General features: G+C 59.5%; 7 protein-coding genes and 2 tRNA genes. 6 read left to right on the top strand and 3 right to left on the bottom strand.

What is annotated here, in order from left to right:
* Positions 1 to 81: 81 nt before the first annotated feature.
* The 3 genes from NW848_RS07385 (at position 82) to NW848_RS07375 (ending at position 3,521) form a co-directional block, all read left to right on the top strand.
* Positions 82 to 318, top strand: a complete 237-nt coding sequence (locus tag NW848_RS07385; RefSeq protein WP_041438293.1) for a DUF3148 domain-containing protein — start codon at positions 82 to 84, stop codon at positions 316 to 318.
* 203 nt (positions 319 to 521) lie between these two features.
* The gene (gene serA / locus NW848_RS07380; RefSeq protein ID WP_414402893.1) at positions 522 to 2,105 is read left to right on the top strand and encodes a phosphoglycerate dehydrogenase; all 1,584 of its coding nucleotides are present in this window, start codon (positions 522 to 524) and stop codon (positions 2,103 to 2,105) included.
* 102 nt (positions 2,106 to 2,207) lie between these two features.
* On the top strand, positions 2,208 to 3,521 hold the full coding sequence (locus NW848_RS07375; RefSeq protein WP_240527673.1) for a bifunctional folylpolyglutamate synthase/dihydrofolate synthase: 1,314 nt from the start codon (positions 2,208 to 2,210) through the stop codon (positions 3,519 to 3,521).
* 62 nt (positions 3,522 to 3,583) lie between these two features.
* On the opposite strand, the gene NW848_RS07370 is transcribed toward NW848_RS07375, so the two are convergent.
* Positions 3,584 to 3,657, bottom strand: a tRNA-Pro gene (locus tag NW848_RS07370).
* A gap of 305 nt (positions 3,658 to 3,962) precedes the next feature.
* Here NW848_RS07370 and NW848_RS07365 point away from each other — a divergent pair.
* Complete coding sequence (locus tag NW848_RS07365; RefSeq protein WP_041438291.1) at positions 3,963 to 4,163, top strand: hypothetical protein; 201 nt, start codon at positions 3,963 to 3,965, stop codon at positions 4,161 to 4,163.
* A gap of 328 nt (positions 4,164 to 4,491) precedes the next feature.
* Here NW848_RS07365 and NW848_RS07360 read toward each other — a convergent pair whose 3' ends face one another.
* A complete protein-coding gene (locus tag NW848_RS07360) occupies positions 4,492 to 4,827 on the bottom strand; it encodes a hypothetical protein (RefSeq protein ID WP_414510858.1) in 336 nt (111 codons plus the stop codon).
* Positions 4,828 to 5,095: 268 nt separating this feature from the next.
* Between NW848_RS07360 and NW848_RS07355 the strand changes: the two genes are divergently transcribed.
* Positions 5,096 to 5,168 (top strand) — tRNA-Arg (locus NW848_RS07355).
* On the opposite strand, the gene NW848_RS07350 is transcribed toward NW848_RS07355, so the two are convergent.
* Complete coding sequence (locus NW848_RS07350; RefSeq protein ID WP_414508408.1) at positions 5,169 to 7,838, bottom strand: GAF domain-containing protein; 2,670 nt, start codon at positions 7,836 to 7,838, stop codon at positions 5,169 to 5,171. It abuts the tRNA gene before it with no gap.
* A 909-nt stretch (positions 7,839 to 8,747) separates the two neighbouring features.
* Here NW848_RS07350 and NW848_RS07345 point away from each other — a divergent pair.
* Complete coding sequence (locus NW848_RS07345) at positions 8,748 to 10,523, top strand: primary-amine oxidase (RefSeq protein WP_414508407.1); 1,776 nt, start codon at positions 8,748 to 8,750, stop codon at positions 10,521 to 10,523.
* Positions 10,524 to 10,743 lie beyond the last annotated feature (220 nt).

The following is a 10,743-nucleotide window of genomic DNA, read 5'->3' as shown; positions in this document are numbered from 1 at the left end:
TAGCGGGCTTTTCCGGCGCGCACTCAAGTGCGGGGCTACCAAGCTATCCTTTTGTTGTGTAGCGTCGATGCTTGTGGGGTCATGTCTGAAGCTCAAGATTTGCTGCCGGTGGGGGCGAGGGTTGAGGTGGTAGAGATGCCGCCTTACTTGAAAACGGCTGACCCGATGCCGATGTTGCGCCCCGCCCATTTGATTCGGCTGCACGAACAAGGGGTGATCTTGCAGCGGCGGCTGTTGGGCACCTACAGTGTGCAGTTTGCCAATGGCATCTTTTTAATTGACGGCAAGTACCTGGCTCTTGTGGGATCCCGCCCGTGAGCGCCCCATCTCCGCCGGAGCTCAGGAGACTGGGACTTTTGCTCTTTGGGAGCTGCGGGTCTTGCGCGTGCCGGCGGACTTTCGCGGTAGATTAAAGGGTGCCGGCTGAGGTTGGGTCAACAGGGTGGCTGGGATCCAGCCTAGCTTGCAGTATTGGCTCTTCTGCTTCTGTTGCCCTACATCCGATTAGGCTATCGTCGCTTATGCCCAGAGTTATCGTCACGGATCCCATCGATCAGGCGGGGATCGACATCCTCTCCCAAGTGGCCCAGGTGGATGTGCAAACCGACCTTACGCCGGAGCAGTTGATCGCGGTCATTCCCAACTACGACGCCATCATGGTGCGCTCCGGCACGCGGGTCACCCGCGAGGTGATCGAGGCGGGGACGAACTTGAAAATCATCGGTCGGGCGGGGGTGGGCGTGGACAACATCGACGTGGCTGCCGCCACCAAAGCTGGGATCCTGGTGGTCAACTCCCCTGAGGGCAATACGATTGCTGCCGCCGAGCACGCCATCGCTCTGATGATGGCCCTCTCCCGCCACATCGCCGATGCCAATGCCTCTCTGAAAGCGGGCCAATGGAAGCGGCAGGAGTTTGTCGGGGTAGAAGTCTACAAAAAAACGCTGGGGATTGTGGGATTGGGTCGCATTGGATCCCATGTGGCCCAGATTGCCAAGGCGATGGGGATGCGGCTTTTGGCCTACGATCCCTACCTTTCGATGGAGCGGGCGGAGCAACTGGGGGTGCGCCTAGTGGATTTCAAAACCTTGGTGCAGGAGTCAGACTACATCACCCTGCATGTCCCCAAGACCCCTGAGACTACTAACCTGTTCAACGCTGAGACCTTCCGCATGATGAAGCCGACCGCCCGCCTGATCAACTGTGCCCGCGGCGGCTTGGTGGACGAGCAAGCCCTTTATGAAGCTCTCAAGTCCGGCCAAATTGCGGGGGCGGCCCTGGACGTCTTTGCCGACGAGCCCCTCAGCAAAGACTCACCTCTCCTTTCCTTGGGCAAGGAGATCCTGCTGACACCTCACCTGGGGGCCTCTACCGAGGAGGCGCAGGTCAACGTAGCCATCGACGTAGCCGAGCAGATCCGCGATGTGTTGTTGGGGCTGCCTGCCCGTTCTGCCGTGAACATCCCTGGCCTGCAGGCGGAGGTGCTGCAAAGCCTCAAGCCCTACCTGGACTTGGCGGAAACTTTGGGCAACTTAGTGGGCCAGTTGGCGGGGGATCGGGTGAGCCAGTTGGAGATCCGCCTCCAGGGATCCCTTGCGGAAAAAGATGGCCAGCCGATCGTCATCGCCGCGCTCAAGGGGCTTTTGACGCTGGCTCTGCGGGAGCGCGTCAACTACGTCAATGCTTCCATCGAGGCCAAGGAACGAGGCATTCGCGTGGTGGAGACGCGAGATCCCTCTTTGAAGGATTACTCCGGATCCCTGAGGTTGATTGCCCACGGCCCCAACGGGGTGCGTTCTGTTTCGGGGGCGCTGATCGGGGAGCGGGAGGTGCGCATCACCCAGATCGACGAGTTCCCGGTGAATGTGCCCCCCTCCGCCAACATGCTGATGACCCTGCACCGGGATATGCCGGGGATCATCGGCCGCATCGGCACCCTGCTGGGGGCCTACAACGTCAATATCGCCAGCATGCAGGTGGGGCGCAAGATCATCCGCGGCGATGCGGTGATGGTGCTCAGCCTCGACGATCCTCTGCCAGATGGGATCATCGAAGAGGTGTTGAAGCAGCCGGGTATTCGCGATGCTTTTGTGGTGAACCTTTGACGGCTTCTGCCGCCACTGGGGAAGTGCGCAACCGGCCTGAGCAGAGGGGAGGGCAATCTCTTTGCTGGGGTTGGTGGGGATATCTTGAGTTGAGGTGAACGCTTGAGTCCGAATCACTTGCCGCCGACGGGTGGGATCTCAACCTGGGATTGGCCGGGGTTTCTGGAGTCGCTAGGCCACTTTGGCGTCGACCTCAGCCTGGATCGCATGCAGGTTTTGCTGCAGCGCCTGGGCCAGCCCCAAGCCGGGATCCCAGCCATCCACGTGGCCGGCACCAACGGCAAGGGATCCGTCTGCGCCTGGGTCAGCCACGCGCTGTGGGCGGCGGGCTATCGCGTCGGTCGCTACACCTCTCCCCACCTGGTCAATTGGCGGGAGCGGATCTGGCTGAGCGGCGAGTACATTTCGCCAGGCGACTGGAGCCGGGTGTTGGCCCAAGTGCGAGATTGCCTGCAGACCTACGCTCCAGGCGAGGCTTCCCCCACCCAGTTCGAGGCCATTACCGCCGCTGCCTGGCTGTACTTTCGGCAGCAGAAGGTGGACATTGCCGTGATGGAAGTGGGGCTGGGGGGGCGGCTGGATGCCACCAACGCCGGCATCGAGCCGGTAGTGACCGCCATTACCTCCATCGGCTGGGATCATTGGCAGCGTCTGGGCAACAGCCTGGCGCAAATTGCCTTTGAAAAAGCCGGCATTCTCAAGCCGGGGATCCCGACTGTGTGCGCGCCCCAACCCCCTGAGGTGATGGCCGTGATCCGGGCTAGAGCCGAGCAGACGGGCAGCCCCCTGCGGGTGGTGGAGCCCCTGCACTGGGCCGGTCCTCAGACTGTCTGCTGGCGGGATCAGGTGCTTACCCTGCCTCTTGCCGGTGAGGTGCAACTGATCAATGGGGCGGTAGCTCTGGCCGTTGTGGAGACCCTGCAGGAACAGGGTTGGCGGATCCCAGATGTCGCTGTCGAGAAAGGATTTGCCCTCACCCGTTGGCCGGGTCGCCTACAGTGGGTGCAAATTGGCTCCCGCCAGCTGCTGCTGGATGGGGCCCACAACTTGCCCGCCGCCCAGGCGCTGCGCCGCTACCTAGATGAGCACCAGCCCGGCCCCCTCACCTGGTATATGGGCATTCTCACCACCAAAGACGTCAAGGGCATGCTCGCCACCCTGCTGCGGCCGGGGGATCGCTTCTTCGCCCTGCCCCTCTTCGGCCACGCCGGAACCCATCCGCAAGAACTGGCCCACCTGGCCCAGATCTTGCAGCCCCATCTTCGCTCTGTCCAGGCGCTGCCGGATCTTGCCGCTTTACAAGCCCAACTGCAGCAGCCGGCTGACCTCGACGAGCCGCCCGCGGTTATCTGTGGATCCCTATACCTCTTGGGCCAGGTGATGCAAGCTTGCCTGGGATGGGATCTGGCCTGCTGAGGTTCCTGCCACCAGTTTGGCCGAGCGCCCGGAGACCCCTAGCGCTTCCCCTACCGGCCCCATCGGGATGACAGGATTTGAACCTGCGGCCCTCTGCTCCCAAAGCAGATGCGCTACCAAGCTGCGCTACATCCCGCTCTTGTAATTATGGCAGATGATCAGCTAGAAAGCGCAGGAGCCCCGCCCTGTACCTCCCTAGATCCCCCCGCCCCCCTGCCCCCCGTATACGGGGGGTTGGGGGGGAAGGGGGGCGGTCGGAGCCGGGTAGTGTACGCCAGAGACGAAGAAAGTGTAACGATTTCTCCAACAATTTCGCCGATGTTCTTTAAGAGATTTTGGGGAAGCCAGACAAACTTTTGCGTTATCTGACAAGAAGGTGAAGGAGAAGGGGAGGTTCTGGCTCCTGCGGTAGAAAGGTAGTGGGGCGAGTTGGCCTTGTCTATGTCCGATGAGCTGCTGCGTGCAATCCGCAGACGCGACCTAGAGGCCGCCACCTCAGCCGTGCAGCGCTTGCGTTCCCGCCACCTGAGCGAGGCTGTGATTACCTCGATGGTGATGGTGGCCGTGGAGCGACTGGCCTGGGATGAAGGCGATCGGGCCGCTGCCAGTTGGTTGCTACGTCACTGCTCCAGACGGCGCTGAAGGGATCCGGGCCGAGCGAACGCCTAAAGCACCTGCTGCTCGCGGAGAACCTCGGCCAGCAACCCCGCCAGGGAAGCGGCGATCCCGACCATCGAACACTAGCTCTGCCGTATTGCCCTCCCGGCCAAGGATGAGGATCCCTGGACGGAACACCTCCAGATTTTCAGCTAGAAACCGCAGGAACCCCCCCTATCCCCCCGCCCCCCTGCCCCCCGTATACGGGGGGTTGGGGGGGAAGGGGGGGCGGTCGGAGCCGGGTAGTTTACAGACGAAAACTCATTATGCTCTATCCCTTCCCACCGTCTATACGGTGGGAAATTCCGCGCATTTAAGTGCGCGCCAGCCAGCGCCGCAGCGGATGCCAGGCGGGCAAAGACAAAATCCAGCGGGACTGGCGCTCCAGCATCAAGCGCTCAATAGGATAGAGCCCAAACAGCTCGTAGCGGCTTTGGGCGATCAAGATCCCCAGCGTGAAGCTGACGCAAAGCAGCAAACCAAAGGTGGGCCAGCCGGGCCGGTAAAATAGGGCATAGCGCAGGCCTGTCCAGGTGAAATGGTTCCACAGGCGAACAATATCTGCCCGCAGCGCCCAAAGGCTGGGGATCCCGACCAGCAGCCACAACAGGCCCAGAAAGAGGAAGCTGCCGCCATGGTAGAGGCGCAACAGGCGCCTGGCTGGCGGAGAGAGAGATTCCAGGCCGGGAGGGTTTTCCGACCCCCAGCCGCGAGCAGCCTTCTTTTCCTCGACTGAGCTAGGATCGCGAGGCGATGACATCGAGATCCCGGTTCTCCAAACCAAGACCTTGTCATGATAACTTTAGCGACTGGGATCCCCAAACGAAGCTCCTTGGGGGGCATTAAGAGAGCGGGTTAAGCCGCGTAGCCGACCTCAGAGAGGAAACTCCTCCAAGGATATAATGGCTCTGCAGCTTGCCTTGCTAGCTCAATGGATAGAGCACCGACCTTCTAAGTCGATGGTTGCAGGTTCGAGTCCTGCGCAAGGCGCTAGGTGGATTCGCCTGGGATCCCGGCTTGTGGCGTTCGACTTTGAGAGGGGCACCACACTCGAAAGATGACTTGGCCAGAGTGACTTGCCACCGTCAGGGATCCCTCCAAGATCTCCATAGCCTTTTTGGCCAACGCCAGGCCCAGGCCCGTTCCCCCGGCCTTGCGGCGATCCAACTGCGGGATACGGTAAAACTTCTCAAACAAGCGGGGCAGCGCCTCTGGAGGAATTTCCACCCCTGTATTGCCCACCTCGATCAGCCAGCCGGGACGGCCCTGTTGATGGCTCTGGCTAAAGCGCAAACAGATGCTTTCCCCAGCCGGCGTGTACTTGCAGGCGTTGTTCAAAAGTTCGCCCACCACCCGCGACAACAGGCTCTCATCCGTGCAGAGGGGCAAAAGGTCGGGATCCCATTCCACCTGGAACTGTTGGCCTTGCTGCGCAGCCCGCAGCCGGAAGGGCTCGCAAAGATTGGGGATCCATTCCTGGGGAGATAAACAGGTAAGTCTGAGGACTTTGTTTCCGGATTGGAGGGCTTGCAATTCCAATAAGTCGTTGATTAACTCCAGCTCGCGGTTGGTCTGCATCTCCAAAATTTGAAAGTAGCGCCTTTCCCGCTCGGTTAGGTTGGCTTTGGATAAAAGCCCAATGGCCAGCTTCATGTTGGTGAGAGGCGTGCGCATTTCATGGGAGACCATGTGCAGAAACTCATCCTTGAGTTGGTTGAGCTCCTGCAACTGCTGCACCTGGCGCTGAATTGTCTGATAAAGACGTGCTTGGCGAATGGCGATGGCACATTGGCCGGCTACCCGTTGGATGAGCTGTTGTTCCCGCTCGGTAAATATCTGCCCCGGTGGACGGGATCCACAAATATCTCCCAAAACAAGCAGTTCCTCGTGTTGAGCTGTCAGATCCCTTTTGTCGCAAATGGGAGCGATGATCAGGGTGTAGCGGTCGTGGTTGGGCCAGCAGGGGTGATGGAGATTGCTGAAGTGGCAAAGCTGTCCGCGCCGGAGCTGACGAAGCACATGGGCGAAATCCGCAAACGAAACCTCCAGGGGGAAGCGCCGGATCCCTTCTCCGGCCAAATAGTCCACCGCCAAAACGCTGACCTGCCGCTCTGGGTCATACAGGGCAATGGCGCAATTGGATAGGTTCAAGCTGAGGGCCAGTTCTCGGGCTACCGTTTCCAAGATTTTTTGTTCGTCCAAAGTGGAGCGAATTTCTTCGGTGATGAGCTGGAGTAGCGCTTCGTCGTTGTAAGCTTGTTCGAGCTCTGCATTGCGCACCCGTACTTGGTAATCCAATTCGGCATTGGTCTGCTGCAGCTTTTGATAAAGTTCTGACCGCTGAATGGCCACCGCCAGGTGATCCCCAATGGCCTTGGCCAGCTCGATCTCGTCGGTTTGCCAATCCGGATCTGAGGTCAGGCGCCGCAGGGACAGGGCACCCCACACTTTTCCCTGGCAAGCCACTGGGATCACCAGCCAAGGGCCCAGGTGGTATTCTCGCTTCTCATAAATGGCAAAGGGATCCAAAACTTGCTCGGGATCCGGCGCATGAAAAACTTGCAGCTGCTTCAAGTATTGGATGGCCACAATGTCTGGACTATCCGGGATGTGCAGGTGAAGGGCAGTGGGCAGATCAGGCGATTGGACGTAGCTGGCAACACCTAACCATACAGCCTCAGCCGGCAGGTACTGGTAAAGGGTAACCCGTGCTGCCTGTAACACTGCCCTCACTTCCCGGACTGCCACATCAAACAGGGTGGGCAAGTCGAGCGAGGCGTTGATGGCCTGAATGAGCTGGCTGAACAGCCTTTCTCGCTGCAATTGCCGCTGCAGCTTCAGCTCGGCTTGCTTACGAGGGGTGATGTTTCTAATGATCATCAGGACTTGATCTTCCCCAAAGGGAACGATGCGGGCCTGGCGATATTGGGGCTGAGGGGATCCCTCTGGGCAGGGGTATTCGATCTCTTGAGCTTGCCGGGTTGCCAAGGCCAGCTCCAGATGCTCGCGAATGGCTTGGGCTATGGGTTCCGCCCCACCGGTGCAACCGGTATCAGGAAACAGCTCTTCAGGAGTTTTGCCCAGGTAGTAGGCAGGGGGATGGGGGACAGAAAAATGGCTGGGCGGCTTGAACTCCAGACAGCGGCCCTGGCGATCCAGACGAAGCAGCATGTCGGGCAGGGCTTCCAGGAGCTGGCGATAGTGGCGCTCTCGCTCGGCCAAGGTGATCTCTAATTGCTTGCGCTCGCTGATATCCAGGGTCACCCCGACAACCTGGCCGGGATCCCCTTTCTGCCCCAAGAGCACAATCCCCTGGGAAAGCTGCCAGCGCATCTGGCCGTCGGCCTGGTAAACCCGATATTCCACCGAAAAGTTGGGATCCCCCTCTACCGCCCTGGGCCCAGCCGTCTGCAAAGCTTCTTTCACCCTTTGGCGATCTTCCGGGTGAACGTGCTGCAAAAACACTTCCAGGGTGAAATCTTGGCCGGGATCCAGCCCGTATTTGGCCTTGCATTGGGGAGAGGCACTCAACTTCCAGGTGCGCAAATCCAGTTGCCAATAGCCCAGTTGGGTGGCTTCTAAGGCCAAATAGAGATGCTCTGGATAAAAGCTGCCGTCTCCTGGCCGCACCGGCACCAGGCGGTATCGAGTTGAAGCCATCTCCCTCACCAGATTCTATGAGCCCTGCCTCATTGTGGACGATTTTCAGAGAACCTGGGAGATCCTACTATTCGAACTGTTAGAAATTCCTAACCTTAAGCATGGCTCCAGGGTAACTCTTAGATATGTGTTCTCCGACACCAAACCTTCAACTTGAGCTGGACTTCAACTTCACGGGGAGAAGGCCTAGGGTCACACCCTGCTGATGCGACCGGGAGGCTTTGGGCCGGGCTTGTGGGAAAGGGGGGTGCCTCTGCTATAGTATCGTCAGTTGCATTTCGGATCCCAAGTGGTGGGATCCCCCTGGCAGGTAGGGTCAGGGCAGGCTTCGAGATGTCTTTGCGCTCTTGCGAGAGTTGACGTTGCGTTGAGCTTTCTCGGTGTGATCCTGCCCTTAGCCTGCGTGAAGCGTTTCTTCTTTTTTATGCTGTTCTATGCAACGCTAAGCCTGACGTTTAATCACAGAAAACTTCTCCTGCTCTCGAGTTTGGGTTTATCTGTAGTAAGACCTGTATTCAGATTTTCCCGATGGGTTGACGGTTTCCTGTTCGCCCTGGCGCGGCTTCTCAAGGTGCCGTTGCCCTCTTCATTTGGTTAGCGGACGGGGAAACAGAAGATTGCTAGATCTGGACAATTAGCAGGGCCGAGGTTGTCTTCACTTCCTTGGGCTTTGGCTTAAGTTTTCCTTTCCCCGGGTATCTCTTGCAAAGTTGCCCGATGTTGGCGATGGCAACAGGATAGTCTGTTTAGCCTGCTGTTAGGTTTTCTGGATTCTCTGAGTTGGGTTGATGGGCTGGCCCGCGGCATGGCGAGCGAAGGGATCCCTTTGACCTTTCTCAGCAGACTTCTCCCTATTTTTTCCTAGCTCAACTCAATCATTTTCCAACCGAAGAATTCAAGGTTATTGCTGTGGTTTGTGAAGTTTCTCCCAGTTTGGATCGACATAGCCAGTCGAGTGAATCTGCTTTGCTTGGCCAGGCTTCATTGCCCCAAGGCCACCCCTTGGATCCCCTCAGTGCTGAGGAGATGCGGCAAGTGGTGCAGATCCTGCGCCGGCAACGGCTCCTCAGTTCTCAGGGGCGCTTTGTGACCATCCAGCTACAAGAGCCGGAGCGGCCTTGGATGGAAGCGTGGCAGCCGGGGCAGCCGTGGGATCGGCAGGCTTTCGTGGTGCTGTTGGATCCGGCCAGTGGCAACACCTACGAAGCCGTGGTCTCTCTGTCAACACAGCAGGTGCGCTCTTGGCAGCTCGTTCCGGGCGTGCAGCCCCCTCTGCTCGACGATGAGGTGTACGCCTGCGACCGCCTGCTCAAAGAGGATCCCCAATTTTTGGCGGCTCTGCAGCGGCGGGGGATTGCCGATGTGGATTTGGTGATGGTGGACTACTGGACGGTGGGCTACTTCGGGATCCCGGAAGAAGAAGGGCGGCGGCTGGTGCGAGGCTTTTGTTTCCTACGTACTTCCCCTTGCGACAACGGCTATGCCCGCCCCATCGAGGGGCTCTACCCCTGGATTGACCTCAACCGCATGCAAGTTGTCAAGGTGGAGGATCGGGGTCTGTGGCCCTTGCCGCCGGAGTCCGGTAACTTCGACGAGCTGTTTTTCAAAGATTTTCGCCAAGACTTGAAGCCGCTAGAAATCACTCAGCCCCAAGGGGTGAGCTTCCAGGTGGAGGGGCACCACATCCGCTGGCAGAAGTGGGATCTGCGCATCAGCTTTAACCCGCGAGAGGGGCTCGTCCTCCACCAGGTGAGCTACGAGGATCAAGGCCGCCTTCGCCCCATTCTCTACCGCGCCTCGGTAGCCGAGATGGTGGTGCCCTACGGGGATCCGCGGGATCCCCACTGCCGCAAGAACGCCTTTGACGTGGGGGAATACGGCATCGGCATGCAGGCCAATTCCCTGCGCCTGGGCTGCGACTGCCTGGGGGAGATCTACTACTTCGATGCCTGGCTGCCCAGCAACAGCGGCGAGCCCATGCTCCTCAAAAACGCCATCTGCATGCACGAAGAAGACTTCGGCGTGCTCTGGAAGCACACCGACTGGCGCACGGAGCGAGCCCAGGTGCGGCGCTCGCGGCGGCTGGTGCTCTCTTTCTTTACCACCATCGGCAACTACGACTACGGCTTTTTCTGGTACTTTTACCAGGATGGCACCCTGGAGTTCGAGGCCAAGCTCACCGGCATTATCAACACCTGCGCCACCCTGCCGGGGGAGGAGCCGGAATTTGGCGTCTTGGTGGCGCCGCAGCTCTCTGGTCTCAACCACCAGCACTTTTTCACCGTTCGCCTGGACATGGCGGTGGATGGGCCGGGCAACTCCCTCTACGAAGTGCATGCCGAGCCGCTGCCGCCGGGGCCGGATAACCCCTACGGAAACGCCTTCCGCGCCCGCTCCACCCTGCTCAAAACCGAGCAGGAAGCTAAGCAAACGGTGGATCCCTTGCGGGGGCGCTACTGGAAGATTGTCAACCCCAACCGCCACAATCGCCTGGGGCAGCCGGTGGCCTACAAGTTGATCCCAGGAGAAAATGTCCAGCTCCTGGCCCACCCCGACTCCTGGCTGTATCGACGGGCGGGGTATTTGGCCCACCACCTCTGGGCCACACCCTATCACCCTGGCGAAAAGTTCCCGGCGGGGGACTACCCCAACCAACACCCCGGTGGGGAAGGGCTGGTGAAGTGACATCTTCTCCCGCTAAGCCCTGACGGGCTGTAGACGGGAGCTTCCGAGAATCACTTCTCGGAGTTGCTGCTTCAACGGACTGGTAAACCAGGATCCTCCACAGCCAGAGAGCGGCAGTCCCACCGCCCCCCTATATCCCCCCGTATACGGGGGGACCTGAGTCCACGCTTCAAAATCTCGATAGCAGCGTTCAAGTCTCTGTCCCACGACCCGCAACGGG

It is taken from the genome of Synechococcus sp. RC10A2 (genome assembly GCF_047502605.1).
This window is presented reverse-complemented; position numbering and strand designations above follow the sequence as displayed.